The sequence below is a fragment of the Pseudooceanicola nanhaiensis genome (assembly GCF_020171315.1).
In the GTDB taxonomy this organism is placed as follows: Bacteria; Pseudomonadota; Alphaproteobacteria; order Rhodobacterales; family Rhodobacteraceae; genus Pseudooceanicola; species Pseudooceanicola nanhaiensis_A.
The window spans coordinates 710,161-725,355 of sequence record NZ_JAIUZP010000001.1 but is presented as its reverse complement, the minus strand read 5'-3'; the positions used below and the strand labels follow the sequence as shown (position 1 = coordinate 725,355).

The window sequence follows — 15,195 nt, the reverse complement described above, 5'->3', positions numbered from 1 at the left end:
ACCGCCGGCGGGCCCCATCCGCCGGCGGTCGCGTCGGGGCGCTTACCAGGCGTTGTAGCTCAGGTATTTGCCCGACATCTCGATCTTAACCCGGTCGCCCTTTTCGTGCGGCACGCGGGTGACCTGCATGTCGAAGTCGATGGCCGACATGATGCCGTCGCCGAAGCCCTCGTGGATCAGCGCCTTGATCGTGGGGCCGTAGACGCCGACGATCTCGTAGAGGCGATAGATGCAGGGATCGGTCGGAACAGTCTGTTCCCAGATCTTGGTGGGGCTTTCCACCAGCAGGTCGGCGGCCGCCTCCGGCAGGTCCAACAGCGCAACCAGCGCATCGGCCTTGTCGCGCGGGAAGGCGTTCATCCCCATGCAGGCCGAGTGGGTCCAGACCGGGGACATGCCGATCGCCTCGGCGATGCCTTCCCAGGTCTGCAGCGCCGCCTTCTTGGAGGCGAGGATCAGCGCGGTGACGTCCTCGCGGGTCAGGGTTTCGGCTTGTGCCATGTCTTTCATCTCTTGTCCTCCTGCGATGTTGGTGGCGGATCAGCCCGCCAGTTGGGTCATGAGCACGACGCAGAGCAGCGCCAGCCCCGCCGAGACCGCCTGCCAGAAGCGGACCGGATTGCGTTCTGCCAGCGGCACGTGGCGCCCCGCCCGGTAGCCGGAGCCCGGACGGCGCAGGTCCGCGACGAATTCGGAAAGCGCCTCGTAGCGGCGGGCCGGATCGGGATGCACCGCGCGTTTCAGCGCGACGTCCATCCAGTCGGGAAGCCCGTTTTCGGCATCCCGCGCGGGCGTGTAACTGAGGCGGGCCTGATCGCGCGCATTGCGCACGCGGGCCACCTGCGCCCCGTAGGGCAACCGCCCGGTCAGCATCTCGTAGGCGATGACGCCGAGGGCGTATTGATCCGCCCGCCACGTCGCCCCCTGCCCCGAGAGGTATTCCGGCGCGGTGTACTGATAGGTGCCGGGCATGTCCCCCAACAGGCCCGGCGCGGCTTCCTCTACCCCCGCAACAGAGGCAGAGCCGAGGTCGATGATCTTTACCGTTCCCGTCCGGTCGATCATCACGTTCTCGGGCCGCAAATCCTGATGCCGCATCTCGCGGCGGTGAAACGCCCGCAGGCCGGTGGCGATCTGGGTGACGATGTCGCGCACCAGGGCCAGATCGGGCTGCGGGTGGTCGGCCATCCAGTCGCGCAGGGTCTGGCCCTCGACGAACTCGGTGACCACGTAGAGCGCGCTGCGGTTTGCCGGCGCCTCTGCCGCGCGCAGCACGTGGGCCGAGGCGAGGCGGCGGGCGATCCATTCCTCCAGCACGAAGCGGCGCAGGTAATCGGTGTCCAGCGCCATCTCGCTGGCGGGGATCTTCAGCGCCACGCGCTGCCCCTGCCCGTCCTCGGCAAGGTAGACGTGGCTGCGGGCGGTCTGGTGCAGCGGGCGCAGGATGCGGAAGCCGTCGATCACCTGCCCCGCCTTCGGCAGCGGCGGCACCGGCAGGCGGGCGGCGTCCAGCGACAGCTCGGCCCCGGCCTCGGGCAGGCTTTCGACCCGCAGCAGCTGCACCGTCAGGTTGTCGTCGCTGCCCCGTTCCAGCGCCACATCGGCCAGCCGCCGGGCGGCGGTGTCGAGGTCCGGCGCGGCAAGGGCCGCGACCACGTCACGGGCGGTGATGAACTCATGCACGCCGTCGGTGGTCAGCACGAAGACATCGCCCTCGCTCAGGCGCACGCGGCGATAGTCGACCTCGACCTCGCGGGCGGCGCCCATGGCGCGGGCCAGGTAATTCTCGGTCGAGGAGAGGACCAGCCGGTGATCCTCGGTCAGCGCCTCGAGGCCGGCACCCGAGAGCCGCGCCACGCGGCTGTCGCCCACATGCAGCACATGGCCCTCGCGCCCCTTCAGGATCAGCGCCGAGAGGGTGCAGACGTGGCCTGCGTTCACATCGGCGACGGAGGTGTTCTGCCCATGCAGCCAGGCGTTGGTGGCGGCGATGACGCGGGTCGCGGCGGTGCGCGTCGTCCAGGCGTCGGGGGTGGCGTAGTAATCGTCCAGCAGGGCCTTTACGGCGGTCTCTGCCGCCTGCCCGCTGACCGCGCTGGAGGAAATCCCGTCGGCTACGGCCAGGGTGATCCCTTTCAGCGCCAGCGGGCTGCCCGAGGGGATCAGCGCGCCGTGAAAATCCTGGTTCTCCGGCTTGCGCCCCGCGCCGGAATACTGGCCGAGCGTCACCGTGAGGCACGGGCGGGCAACGGTATCCTTTGGCATGGGATCGTCTCCGGTGAAGAAAGAAAAAAGAGGCCCCGCCGAAGCGGGGCCAAGGGAGGGGAGATTATTCTGCCGGCAGGCCGGTCACGTCGGTGGTGGCGTTGCGCTTGGGCGATTCCTTGAAGTGGGTGGCGTAGATCATGCCGCCCACGAAGGTCAGGCCGCCGACGAGGTTGCCCAGAACAACGGGGATCTCGTTGTAGGCGAAGTAGTCGACCCAGGTGAACTGACCGCCCAGCATGATGCCCGAGGGGAACAGGAACATGTTCACGATCGAGTGCTCGAAGCCGAGGTAGAAGAAGACGATGATCGGCATCCACATGGCCATGATCTTGCCGCCGGTGGAGTTCGACATCATCGCGGCGACGACACCGGTGGAAACCATCCAGTTGCACATCACGGCGCGGATGAAGACGGTCAGCATGCCGGCCGAGCCCGCAGCGGCGTAGCCCAGCGTCCGGGCCTCACCGATCTTGCCGATCTTCTGGCCGACGGCGTTGGGTTCTTCGCTGAAGCCCATGGTGAAGATGATCGCCATGAAGACGGCGGTGGTCAGGGCGCCTGCGAAGTTGCCGCAGAACACGAGGCCCCAGTTCCGGAAGACACCTTTCCAGGTGCAGCCCGGGCGCTTGGCGATGACGGCCAGCGGGGCCAGGGTGAAGACGCCGGTCAGCAGGTCGAAGCCCATCAGGTACAGCATGCAGAAGCCGACCGGGAAGAGCAGCGAGGCGACGAGGAAGTTGCCGGTGTTGACCGCGATGGTCACGGCGAAGGCCGCGGCAAGCGCCAGGATGGCACCCGCCATGTAAGCGCGGATCAGGGTGTCCTTGGTGGACATGAAGATCTTGGATTCGCCGGCGTCGACCATCTTGGCCGCGAATTCCTTCGGAGCGATATACGCCATTGTCGTAGTCCTTTCGAGAGAGTGCGGGCCTGAGATCAGGCGCCAGGTTTCAGGTTGAGGTAGATGTCCCGACCGCTGAGGCGGACAGGGAAGGAGGCAGTCCGGCCCTCGTCCGCACCCTGCGCGGTGCCGGTTTCGAGCGAGATGACCCAGTTGTGCAGGGGGCAGGTGACGCAACCGTCATGCACGATCCCCTGGCTGAGCGGCCCGTTGCGATGCGGGCATTTGTCTTCAAGTGCGAAGATGCGGTCGTCCGCGGTCCGGAAGACGGCGATCGTGGTCTCGCCATTCTTCACGCAGCGCGCCCCTTGGGCGGGGATGTCGTCGATGGTGCCGATCAGGCGCCAGTCGAGATCGGTGTTCTGGACAGAGGCGTTCATTCTGCGGGCTCCTGGACGGTGGTGTCGTTGGGCAGGCCGAAGACGGCCATCGGGTTGAACTCGTGCTTGTCGACGCCCGAGACACGCTCGGACCAGGGGTCGACCTGTGCGAATTGCTGCGAGTAGACGAAGCGCTCGTAGTAGGCGCGGCGGCTCTCCAGATCGTCGAAGATGACGGATTTGACGGTGTCGTAGCCGACCCGGTCGGCCCACTTGTAAATCCGCTCGAGGTAGAAGCCCTGCTCGCGGTACATCTGGGTCATGGCGCCGGCGATCTCGATCACCTCGTCCTCGGTCTTCACGGTGCCCAGTTCGGTCGTGCCCTGGATGTGCAGGCCGGCGGCACCGCCGTAGACGATCTGGTAGCCGCTATCGACGCAGATCACGCCGATGTCCTTGCAGGTCGCCTCGGCGCAGTTGCGCGGGCAGCCGGTGACCGCCAGCTTCACCTTGGCGGGCGTCCACGAGCCCCACATGAACTTCTCGAGCTTGATGCCGAGGCCGGTGCTGTCCTGCGTGCCAAAGCGGCACCAGGTGGAGCCGACGCAGGTCTTCACCGTGCGCAGACCCTTGGAGTAGGCGTGGCCCGAGATCATGCCGGCGTCGTTCAGGTCCTTCCAGACGGCGGGCAGGTCCTCTTTCTTGACGCCCAGCAGGTCGATCCGCTGACCGCCCGTGACCTTCACGTCGGGGATGTTGAACTTGTCCACCACGTCCGCGATGGCACGCAGCTCGTCCGAGGTGGTCATGCCGCCCCACATCCGCGGAACCACCGAATAGGTGCCGTCCTTCTGGATGTTCGCGTGCACGCGCTCGTTGATGAAGCGCGACTGCTGGTCGTCGACGTATTCGCCCGGCCAGTCGGACAGGAGGTAGTAGTTCAGCGCCGGACGGCACTTGGCGCAGCCGCCCGAGGATTTCCACTCCAGTTCCTGCATCACGGCGGGGATGGATTTCAGCCCCTTGGCCACGATCAGGCGGCGCACGTCGCCATGGCCCAGATCGGTGCAGCCGCACATGCCCTCGGCCTTCTTGGCGAAGGTGTCGCCCAGGGTCAGGGCCATGACGCCCTCGACCAGCCCGGTGCAGGTCCCGCAGGAGGCGGAGGCCTTGGTGTGGGCGCGCACTTCGGCGAGCGAGGTCAGGCCCTTGTCCTTGATCGCGTTGACGATCTGGCCCTTGCAGATGCCGTTGCAGCCGCAGATTTCCGCGTCGTCCGACAGGTTCGAGATCGCCGCCAGCGGGTCCGCTGCCGCGCCGCCACCCTGGTGCGCCTGACCGAAGATCAGCGTCTCGCGCATGGCTTCGACACAGTCTGCGGACTTGAGCAGCTCGTTGTACCACATGCCATCGGCCACATCGCCGTAGAGCACGGCACCGACGACCTTGTTGTCCTTCAGGATCACGCGCTTGTAGGTGCCGCGCTTGGCATCGCGCAGGACCACGTCCTCCAGCTCGGGCCCGTCGCCGAATTCGCCGACCGAGTAGAGGTTCACGCCGGTGACCTTCAGCTTGGTGGGCGTTTCCGCATGGGCGAAGGCGGCGTCCGTGGCACCGGCCAGATGGGCGGCGGCCACCTTGGCCATGGTGTAGAGCGGCGCGACAAGGCCATAGACCCGGCCGTCCACCTCGGCGCATTCACCGACGGAGTAGATGTTGGCGTCCGAGGTCTTCATGTCGGTGCCGGTGACGATGCCACGGCCCACGTCGAGACCGGCCTCCTGGGCCAGTTGCACGTTCGGGCGGATGCCGACGGCCATGACCACCAGCGAGGCCTCGATCACGGTGCCGTCTTCCAGCTCAACGCCTTCGACCTGCGTGTCACCGAGGATCTGCTTGGTGTTGGCACCGCAGCGCACTTCGATCCCGCGGCCTTCCAGTTCCTTCTGCAGCAGGTAGCCTGCCGCCGGGTCCAGCTGACGCTCCATCAGGGTGGGCATCAGGTGCAGCACGGTCACCTCCATGCCCTGCGCCTTCAGGCCCGCCGCCGCTTCAAGGCCCAGCAGGCCGCCGCCGATGACCACGGCACGCCCGCCGAGTGCCGCGGCGCGTTTCATCGCCTGCACGTCGTCGAGGTCACGGTAGGCCACCACGCCGGACAGCTTGTGGCCGGGCACGGGGATGATGAAGGGGTTGGAGCCGGTGGCGATGACCAGCTTGTCATAGGCGGCGGTGATGCCGCCCTCGCTGGTGACGGTCTGCGCGTCACGGTCGATGGAGACGACCTTCTGACCCCGGTGCAGGGTGATGCCGTGCGAGGCGTACCAGGCGTCGTCGTGGATCACGATGTCATCGAAGCTCTTCTCGCCCGACAGCACCGGGGAGAGCATGATGCGGTCGTAGTTCACGCGGGATTCCGCGTTGAAGATCGTGACGTCGAACTGATCGCTGGCTTCGAAGAGATGTTCCAGCATCCGGCCGGGGGCCATGCCGTTACCGATGATGACGAGTCGTTGCCTGGACATGTGAAGTCTCCGGTCTGCTTGGGGCTGAGCGAACCGGGTGTCCGGGCCGCGGCGATTTCTGTCAGGAAAAGCAAAGACTTGGATGCACAGCTTTCCCACGAACCGAGTCTGTCGGTACGAAGCTGCAGCATCGTTGCTGCCTGCCCGATACGGGCGATTTGACGGAAATGGCCGCGCCATTGCGGCTGGTAGGTGGAAGCGTTTCCACCTCGATTGATACATGCAATGACATAGCATGTATTTTCGCACAAGCGTCATGTGCAGTTGCGGCGTGAAATTTCGGTGCCGCCGCGGAAAGCGTACGAATTGCGGTCAAATTTTGATCAAACGCCGGAAAACCCCGCCCGTCCGGCCAGCACTGGTGGAATGGCGCGGGCGATCAGCCCCCCCGCGCCCCTGCCCCGCGCAGGCAGCATCGGCTGTCAGACTGTCGTGAAAGGGCCGAGTCGGCGCGTGAGTCGGCCCCGACTCATAGGCGGGGTCCGACGCATCCGGGGCGACTCACTTGACCGGGGTGGGGTCCTCGACCCGGCGCGGGCGCGCCGGTGCCGTAGCGGGCGCGGCACCACAGGCGCCGCTGCCCTGCTTGTCGGCGGCCGAGCGCAGGATCGGCAGCATCCGGGGATGAGATTTCACCGCCCGGTCCAGCGTCTGGCTGTCCAGCACCGCGAAGAAGGCCATCCGCGCCTCGTGCAGCGCAGGCACCAGCCCGCAGGAGCCGCGCAGGATACAGGAGGAGCAATCGACCATCGCCCCGTCGCTTTCCATGTAGCGCGCCACGGCGCCCAGCCGGATTTCCTCGGCGGGACGGGCAAGGCGAATGCCGCCGGAGCGCCCGCGCGTGGAACTGAGGAAGCCGCCTTCGACCAGCTGGTGCACCACTTTCATGAGATTCGACTGCGACAGGTCGTGCGCACGCGCCATTTCCGAGATCGGCACCAGCCGCTCGGGATGGGCGCCCAGATAGAGGCAGACGCGCAGGGCGTAGTCGGTGAACTTCGAGAGATGCATGGTGATATCAACTGCGTGCAAATAATTCCTATTCTGTGAATTATTAACTCGCCCGTCAATCCGCCAAAGGCGCGCAGGCGTCCGCCTCAGGGTCTGAGGCGGAGGTTGGTCACTGAATTGGCATCCCGGAAAGAGCGTTTACCAGACCACCGGATGGGTCTCGCCGGTCTGCACCTGAACGAGGCCCTGCGGGGCATGGTCCGACGGCGCCACGAGGTTCCAGCGCCACGGCGAACAGGTCAGCGTGGCAAAGGCCAGCCGTTCCGGGAAGCCTGCGGCCCAGCGGGGGTGGAAGGAGGGTTCGAACATCCACTCCACCTCTGCGCCCGCGGCATAGAGCGCCTCCATATCGGCGGCGAGCGCCTGCGCCGGGCGTGCGGTCATCAGGCCCGCGACTTCATAGCGCACGCTTGCCACCACGTCGCCGCGATGCACCAGCACCCAGCCGCCGCCCATCTCGGCACAAGCATTCACCGCCTGCGCCATGGCAGCGTCGGAGGAGCCGACACACCAGATGTTATGCTTGTCATGGGCCATGGAGCAGCAGAGCGCCGTATCCGCGTCCCGCGGGCCGCAGCCGAGCCAGAACATCTTCGACACCGCCCCCTGCCCCGAGTAGCGATCCACGATGGCGAACTTGGTCAGGTTGCGATCCGCGTCGCGCTGCACCGCGCCCTCGGCCACCGGCATCTCGAAGGTCAGGAAATCGTCGGTCCAGTGGAAGGGGCGCAGGACGGCGGCCTGCATCGTCTCGCGGCCCGGCTCTGCGGGGATCACGAAATCCCCGGCCGTCAGGGAGCGGCCGATGTTCACGCTCTGCGTCGCCCAGGCGGGCCAGTCGATCTGCGGCACCCGCAGCAGGTAGTCGGCGCCCTTGGAGGCGCGGCGCCCCTCGGCCCAGACTTCCTCGATCACGAATTTTTCCGGATCGGACAGCAGCACGATATCGGCAAACCGCCCCGGCGCCAGCGATCCGACCCAGGGCGTCAGCCGCATGTGGCGGGCCGGGTTGATCGTCACCAGCTGGATCGCCTGTTCGGGGGACAGCCCGGCCTCGATCGCCATGCGCACGTTGCGGTCGGTCGCGCCGGTGGCCAGCACCTCCTGCGCGGGGCGGTCGTCGGTGGCAAGCGCCACCTGGCTCCAGTCGGTCAGGCCCATCTCCAGCAGGCCCTTGATGATCTCGGGCCCGGTGTGGATGCGGATCTCGACGAAGAGCCCGGCCTGCAACTTGTCGAAGGCCTCCTCGGGCGTCCAGGCCTCGTGATCCGAGGCGATGCCCGAGGCGGCGAAAGCGTTGATGTTGGGCAGGTCGCGGATGCCGGCGGCATGGCCCTCGACCACGGCGCGGGCCTCCCATGTGGCCCGGATCATCGACCACAGCCGGTCATGGGCCGGGTTGTCGCGGTCGCGCACGGCGGGCCAGTCCATCACCTCGTCGAGGCCCGGACAGGCGAGGCTCTCGCTCAGGAAGCGGGTCTGGTCCACGCCCTCCAGATGCGCGCCATGTTCCCACGCGGTCGGCGGCACGGCGGAACCGGGCAGCGGGAAGATCTTCAGCGGCGATCCGGCCCGGCGCGGCGCCAGCCAGAAGTCGAGCGTGCGGTCGGGCACCACGTTGGAAAACTCGTGGCTGGCCTCGCAGGTCCATGTGTTGCCGCGCGGGATCACCAGCGCCGCCTCGTATTCCGGCGTGACGTGCGAGCTTTCGATGTGCTTGTGCACCTCGCCCAGACCCGGCACCGCCAGCAGCGAGGATTTGTCCACCGTCCCCGCCGCATCGCCCCGGTAGGAGCCGCGCGGACCGACATAGGCGATGCGCCCGCCGTAGAGCGCCAGCTCCATGTCCTCGCGCCAGAGCCCGGTGTTGGTGTCCAGCAGCGCCCCCACCCGCATCAGCGTATCCGCCGGGCGGCGCAGCAGGGCGACCTCGATCAACTCGCGGCGCAGATCAGCCTCGTTGGCGGCGGTGATGTCCTTCAGCATGCTAGCCCCTCCGCAAGCGCATCGCGCAGCAAGTCGGCATCGACGCCCATGGCCACCTGCATCTGGTAGGGGCCGGGCACGAGGGCGCCGCTGTCCAGCTCCACCTGAAGCGACCGCGTCTCAAGCCGGAAGAGATCGGGGTGCAGCGCGTAGAGCGGCACGCAGGGATCGTGCAGCGGGCGGCTTTCGCGGACCTGCGTCTGCGCCTCGGTCTGGGCGAAATAGGCCTCGATCAGATCGGCGCAGGCGACGGCAGGCGCGGTGCCCACCTCGCGCAGGCGGGCGATGAATTCGGCGTTGGCGCGGAACTGGCGGGTGGCATCCAGCGGGATCAGCACAAGGTCGAGCCCCGCGTGCAGCACCTCTGCCGCCGCCTCGGGATCATGGGCGAGGTTGAACTCGGCCCGCTTGTCCGCGCCCATGTTTCCCGGCTCATCCACCGCGCCGCCCATGGCGATGATGCGGCGGATGCGGGCGGCGGCCTCGGGATGGTGACGCAGCAGCAGCGCCACGTTGGTCAGCGGCGCGAGGCAGAGCAGGTCGATGGTCTTCGCCTCCGCTGCCATCAGCGCCTGCGCCATATAGGCCACGGCATCAGCGCTCGCAGGCGCTGCCAGAGGCGCGGGGAAGGTCACGCCGCCCAAACCATCGGTGCCATGCACCCCGGTCTCAGGCCGCGGCTCGCGCCCCAGCGGTGCGGCAGCGCCCGCGTGCACCGGCGTGGGCACGCCCGCGCAGGCCACGATGCGGCCCGCGTTGCCGGTGGTGACCGAGAGGCCGATATTGCCCGCCACGGTGGTCAGCGCGAGGATGTCCAGATCGGGCACCCGCAGGGCGTGGAGGATGGCAATCGCGTCGTCGATGCCGGGGTCCGTGTCGATGATGGCGGGCATGGTCTTCCCTCAAGTGGTCTTGTCGATTTCCACGATCCGCGCCTTGAAGCGGCGCGCGACCTGCAACGCATCGGCGAGGGCCTTGGGCCCCTCCACCGTCGTGACTGCACGGTCCTGCATCAGCCAGCGGCCCGCGACCATGGTCGCGCGCACGTCTGACGGCATCGTGGCATAGGTGAGCATGGAATAGATGTCGTAGATCGGGTGCAGGCGCGGATCGTCCAGCGAGATGCGGATCAGATCCGCCTGCTTGCCGGGTTCGAGAGAGCCGATGCTGTCGGCCATTCCCAGCGTCGCCGCGCCCTCGATCGTGGCCATGCGGATCACGTCAACACAGGGCAGCGCGCCCCGGGTGCCGGCGGCGATCTTCTGGAACATGGTCGCCGGGCCGAACTGGCTGAAGAGGTCGAGCGTATTGCCCGACATCGGCCCGTCGGTGGCGATGCCCACCTTGATGCCCCGCGCGCGCAGGGCGGTGATCGGGGCCACGCCCCGCCCGGCCTTGCCGTTGGAGCGCGCGTTGTAGGCCACGTTCACGCCGCGTTCGGCCATCAGATCCATGTCGGCCCCGGTCGGATACATGCAATGCGCGGCCACGAGGTGCGGCGTCAGCAGGCCCGCACGATCCGCGACCTCGACCGTGGTGCAGCCGTGGGTTTTCTCGGCCCACTCCAGTTCGGGCTTGGTCTCGGCCAGATGCATCTGCACCGGCAGGCCCTTGTCCGCGTTCCATGCGGCCACGCGGGTCATCGTCTCGAGCCCCGTGGAATAGGGAGCATGGGGCGCGGCGGAGGCAGTGATCAGCGGGTGATCGGCATAGAGGTCGGCAAGCGCATCGAGCCGGGCAAAGCCCTCGTCCATCGAGCCGTGATCGGGGGCAGCGAAATCGGCCAGCGTCTGGCCCAGAACACCGCGCATCCCCGCCTCGTTCAGCACCGCGCCGATGCGGTCCTCGAAGTAGTACATGTCGGCCACCGTGGTCACGCCGCCGCGGATCATCTCCAGCGCGGCGAGGCGCGATCCGATCTCCACCACCTCGGCATCCACGAGGGCGCGTTCCAGCGGCAGGATATAGCGGAAGAGCCGGTCGTCCACGTCCTCGCCCAGACCCCGGAACAGCGTCATGGGCATGTGGCAATGCGGGTTGACCATGCCGGGCAGGATCAGGTCACCGCCCATGTCCTGCCGTTCGCCCTCAGGAACATCCGAAGGCGGAGTGCCGGAGCCGAGGGCGACGATCCGGTCGCCCTCGATGTGAAGCCAGCCGGCCTCGTGCTCCGTCAGGCCCGCATCCATGGTCAGGATGCGGGCGTTGGTCAGAAGGGTCACGCGGCCTCCGTCGGCAGCAGGCAGCATTGCTCGGGCTGGGGCACCAGCACGGCGGCGCTGCCGCTTTCGAAGGGCTGCGAGAGCGGGCCGTTGGCCTTGATCTCGCCCGCCGGCGTATCGCACTGGTACTGGTAGGCGCGGCCAAGGTAGGTGCGCAGGCCCAGCTTGGTCGGCACGCCCTGCCCCTCTGCCGCCACCAGCAGACCCTCGGGCCGGGTCGCGAGGATGAAGTCCTGCGCGGGCACGGTGAACTTGTCCTTGGGCAGGTCGATGGTCGCGCCGCCGGCCATTTCGGCCCGCACGGCATCGCCGGCCTCGGAGATCGCGCGCATGGGGATCATGTTCTCGAAGCCCACGAAATCCGCCACGAAGGCGTTGGCGGGACGGGAGTAGAGCACCTCGGGCGTGTCCAGCTGCATGATCTTGCCCGCGTTCATGATCGCCACACGGTCGGAGATGCTGAAGGCCTCTTCCTGATCGTGGGTGACGTAGAGCGCGGTGGTGCCGTTGGCCTGTTGCAGGCGGCGGATCTCGACCCGCATGTCGACCCGCAGCTTGGCGTCGAGGTTCGAGAGCGGCTCGTCGAACATTAGCAGCGGCGGCTCGATCACGAGGGCCCGGGCAAGGGCCACCCGCTGACGCTGACCGCCCGAGAGGTTGGCCGGGTGCCGGTCGGCGAGGTGGCCGAGGCCGACACGCTCGATCATGTCGTCGGCGCGTTTGCGGCGGTCCGCCGCGCCCACGTTACGCTGCTTCAGGCCGAAGGCCACGTTGTCGCGCACGGTCAGATGCGGGAAGAGCGCGTAGGTCTGGAACACCAGCCCGATGTTGCGGGCGTGCGCCGGCAGGCGGGTCAGGTCACGCTCGCCCAGCTTGATGCTGCCCGAGGTCGGCTCAAGGAAGCCCGCCACGAGGCGCAGCGTGGTGGTCTTGCCGCAACCGGAGGAGCCCAGAAGCGAGACCAGCTCGCCCTCGCCCACGTGGAGCGAGAGGTCTTCCAGCACCTTGGTGCTGCCGTAGTGGGCGGTGACGTTGTCGAGAGAGAGGGAGACGGTCATGTGGTAACGCCCATCACTTTGTCAGGAAAGTCAGGCCGAGCGTGCGCTCGACAATGGCCATGACGGCCACGGTCACGCCCATGAGCAGAACCGAGACCGACGCGATCGTCGGGTCGAAGAACTGCTCCATATGGGCCAGAAGCTGGATCGGCAGGGTGGAGACGCCGGGGCCGGTCAGGAAGATCGAGACCGAGACGTCATTGAGGGAGGTGATGAAGGCGAGGATGAACCCCGCGATGATGCCCGCGCGGACGTTGGGCAGCACCACGGTGAAGAAGGCCTTCCACCGGGGGCAGCCGAGCGAGACGGCCGCCTCCTCGATCGAGAAGTCGAAGGAGTTCAGCGAGGCGCCCACGACGCGCACGCAATAGGGCAGCACGATCAGCGCGTGGCCCAGCAGCAGCGCCAGCATGATCGGGACATCGGCCCCGATGGCCACGGTCTTCATCAGCGAGAAGCCCAGCACGATCTCGGGGATCAGGATCGGCAGCACGTAGATGTTGCCGAGGAAGGCGGGCAGCTGGAACCGGAACCGCGCCAGCGCATAGGCCGCCGGGATGCCGATCGCCATGGAGAGCGCCGTGCCCCCCACCGCCAGCAGGAAGCTGGTCTTCATGGTGCGCACGAAGGCCGAGATCTCGAAGATGTTGGTGAACCAGCGCAGGGTCAGCCCCTGCGGCGGGAAGGTCAGGTAGTTGGTGTCCGACACGGCCGAGCCGAGGATGATCACCAGCGGCCCCAGCAGGAAGAAGAAGACCAGCACCGCGAAGGCGATCAGGAGGGGATGGATACGTTGTTTCATGCTCTCACCCCGCCATCGGGTTCACGCGGCGCGCGATCTTGGACATGATCAGCACGGTGGTCAGGGTCACCACCACCATGACGGCGGCGATGGTCGAGGCGCCGACCCAGTCGAAGGTGACCATGGCCCGCTGGTAGAGGAAGGTGCCCATCATCATCTGCCCCTCGCCGCCCAGAAGCTGCGGCGTGGCGTAGGAGGTGAAGGAGCCCGTGAAGACGAGGACCGAGCCCACGATCAGGCCGGGCACCGCCAGCGGCAGCACCACCTGACGGAAGGCCGCGCCGGGCTTGGCGCCCAGGCTGGCGGCCGCATCGGTCAGGTCCTGCGGGATGCCTTCCAGCACGCCCACGAGGGTCAGGATCATCAGCGGCACGAAGAGGTAGATCATCGCCACGATGACCGAACCCTTGGTGTAGAGCATCGACAGCGGCTCGCTGATCACCCCGATCCAGAGCAGGAAATCGTTCAGGATGCCGTTCTTGCCGAGGATCACCAGCCAGGCAAAGCTGCGCACGACGACGCCGGTCAGCAGCGGGAAGACGGCGGCGATGATCAGCAGGCTCTTCATCCGGGCAGGGGCCTGTGCCACCACCCATGCGGTGATGAAGCCCACCACGACCGAGACGGCGGTGGTGATCAGCGCCACCTCCATCGTGCGCCAGAGCACGGTCATCCGGAAGCGCGAGTTGAAGAAGGTGGCATATTGCGCCAGCGGCCCCTTGGGGTCGCCGAAGGTGGTGGCCAGTGTCGAGAGCACCGGCAGGCCGAGGAACAGCAGCACCAGCAGGAGCGCCGGAGCGGACAGGAGCCATGGCCGCAGCTTGCGAGGCATTGGGGGTGCCTTTCTTGGTCTTCGTATCAAGAGCGAAGGGCACGGCGCTGGAAACGCCGTGCCCGGTTAGTCTAGGCGAATTGTGCCCGGATTACATGCCGAAGATTTCGTTCCAGCGGTCGATCCATTCGGTCTTGGCCGCGTTCATCTTGGCGTAGTCCATCTTGTTCAGGCTGTTGATCGCCTCTTCGCCGTAGGTCCACATGGCGGCCTGTTCCGGCGCCAGTTCCACGGTGCTGTTGATCGGCGCATCGACACCGGCCGCGGCCAGTGCCTGTTGCACGTCGTGCGACAGCAGGAAGTCGACGAACTTGTAGGCCAGTTCGGGGTTCTCGGCGCCGGTGGGGATGTTCACGGTGTTCAGCACCGCGATGTCGCCATCGTCCAGCGTGGCCCAGGTCATGCCCGGCACGGCCTCTTTCAGCGAGCGCAGGGTGAAGTCCTGCGTCATGGTCACCGAGATCTCGCCGGTGGAGGCAAGGTTCACCATCTCGGAGCCGGTGTTGTAGTTCTTCACCACGTTCGGCTTCAGCTCTTCGATCTTGGCGAAGGCCGGGTCGGCATCCTCGTAGGCGTCGGTGCCTGCAATGTCACCGGCGCGCACGACGACCATCGGGCCCGCGGTGGTGGTGATGTTCGGCAGCGACAGCTTGCCGGCCAGGTCTGCCCGCCACAGGTCGCTCCACGAGGTGATCGGCTCGACGCTGTCGGCGTCGTAGACGATGCCGATGCGGCCCACGGTGTAGGCCGGGCCGAACCCGCCCTGCGGATCACGAGCCACTTCGTAGAGCTCGTCGAGGTTGGTCAGCTTGGAGCGGTCGAACTCCTGGAAGACGCCGTTCTCGATGCCGATCTGGCTGTAGCTGTCGGTGAGGTAAATCAGGTCGACGCCCTTGCCACCGCGGGCGGTCAGCTTGCCGAGGCGGTCGGCGTTGTTGCCGGTCTCGAAGACCACATCGCAGCCGCATTCGGCCTTGAAGGGTTCGATCAGCAGTGCGTTGAGCTTGTCGCCGTTGTAGCCCCACCACGAAATGGTGAGCGTTTCCGCCTGCGCGGCAGCTGCCGAGGCAGTCAGGGCAAGGAGGGAGACCGTGAGAAGGTTTTTCATGGCGCGAACCTGTCCAGTAAGCGTGAGTGAAACCGGGGCAGCGTCGCCCCGGCGTTTCGGGATGCCTTCAGTAGAGCCGTTTGCGCCGCCATCAAGTCAAGCCGCGCCTCGTGTCAGAAGGATTCTTTTTTGTTGGCGCACAAATGGTCAAATATCGTTCAC

At 66.9% G+C, this 15,195-nt stretch carries 13 protein-coding genes; all 13 read right to left on the bottom strand.

Translation table 11 applies throughout. The annotated features are described in order from the left end of the window. Window positions 1-42: 42 nt before the first annotated feature. The 13 genes from cynS to LCM32_RS03340 all read right to left on the bottom strand — a co-directional run bounded on the left by cynS (window position 43) and on the right by LCM32_RS03340 (window position 15,033). Window positions 43-510, bottom strand: a complete 468-nt coding sequence (gene cynS, locus LCM32_RS03400) for a cyanase (protein WP_224819641.1) — start codon at window positions 508-510, stop codon at window positions 43-45. Between the two features lie 30 nt (window positions 511-540). Beyond that, window positions 541-2,265: a bifunctional protein-serine/threonine kinase/phosphatase gene (locus tag LCM32_RS03395; protein WP_224819640.1), complete on the bottom strand. Its 1,725-nt coding sequence runs from the start codon at window positions 2,263-2,265 to the stop codon at window positions 541-543. Window positions 2,266-2,329: 64 nt separating this feature from the next. Continuing rightward, complete coding sequence (locus tag LCM32_RS03390) at window positions 2,330-3,169, bottom strand: formate/nitrite transporter family protein (RefSeq protein ID WP_224819639.1); 840 nt, start codon at window positions 3,167-3,169, stop codon at window positions 2,330-2,332. Window positions 3,170-3,204: 35 nt separating this feature from the next. After that, entirely contained in the window at window positions 3,205-3,549 is a 345-nt protein-coding gene (gene nirD, locus LCM32_RS03385) for a nitrite reductase small subunit NirD (protein WP_224819638.1), read from the bottom strand. Then, window positions 3,546-6,014 carry a nitrite reductase large subunit NirB gene (nirB, locus tag LCM32_RS03380; protein WP_224819637.1) on the bottom strand — a complete coding sequence of 823 codons (2,469 nt, stop codon included), beginning with the start codon at window positions 6,012-6,014 and terminating at the stop codon, window positions 3,546-3,548. Before nirB ends, nirD begins: the two co-directional genes overlap by 4 nt. 501 nt (window positions 6,015-6,515) lie before the next feature. Continuing rightward, on the bottom strand, window positions 6,516-7,025 hold the full coding sequence (locus LCM32_RS03375; RefSeq protein ID WP_224819636.1) for an RrF2 family transcriptional regulator: 510 nt from the start codon (window positions 7,023-7,025) through the stop codon (window positions 6,516-6,518). 138 nt (window positions 7,026-7,163) lie between these two features. Further along, on the bottom strand, window positions 7,164-9,011 hold the full coding sequence (locus LCM32_RS03370) for an adenine deaminase (RefSeq protein WP_224819635.1): 1,848 nt from the start codon (window positions 9,009-9,011) through the stop codon (window positions 7,164-7,166). Then, window positions 9,005-9,904 carry a nucleoside hydrolase gene (locus tag LCM32_RS03365; protein WP_224819634.1) on the bottom strand — a complete coding sequence of 300 codons (900 nt, stop codon included), beginning with the start codon at window positions 9,902-9,904 and terminating at the stop codon, window positions 9,005-9,007. Before LCM32_RS03365 ends, LCM32_RS03370 begins: the two co-directional genes overlap by 7 nt. A gap of 9 nt (window positions 9,905-9,913) precedes the next feature. Further along, on the bottom strand, window positions 9,914-11,233 hold the full coding sequence (locus tag LCM32_RS03360; RefSeq protein WP_224819633.1) for an amidohydrolase family protein: 1,320 nt from the start codon (window positions 11,231-11,233) through the stop codon (window positions 9,914-9,916). Then, window positions 11,230-12,291: an ABC transporter ATP-binding protein gene (locus LCM32_RS03355; protein WP_224819632.1), complete on the bottom strand. Its 1,062-nt coding sequence runs from the start codon at window positions 12,289-12,291 to the stop codon at window positions 11,230-11,232. The genes LCM32_RS03360 and LCM32_RS03355 overlap by 4 nt, the downstream gene beginning before the upstream one ends. A gap of 13 nt (window positions 12,292-12,304) precedes the next feature. Beyond that, a complete protein-coding gene (locus tag LCM32_RS03350; RefSeq protein ID WP_224819631.1) occupies window positions 12,305-13,093 on the bottom strand; it encodes an ABC transporter permease in 789 nt (262 codons plus the stop codon). A gap of 4 nt (window positions 13,094-13,097) precedes the next feature. Beyond that, window positions 13,098-13,925, bottom strand: coding sequence for an ABC transporter permease (locus LCM32_RS03345; protein ID WP_224819630.1), 828 nt, complete (start codon window positions 13,923-13,925; stop codon window positions 13,098-13,100). 91 nt (window positions 13,926-14,016) lie between these two features. Further along, the gene (locus LCM32_RS03340; RefSeq protein WP_224819629.1) at window positions 14,017-15,033 is read right to left on the bottom strand and encodes an ABC transporter substrate-binding protein; all 1,017 of its coding nucleotides are present in this window, start codon (window positions 15,031-15,033) and stop codon (window positions 14,017-14,019) included. Between the last annotated feature and the right edge of the window lie 162 nt (window positions 15,034-15,195).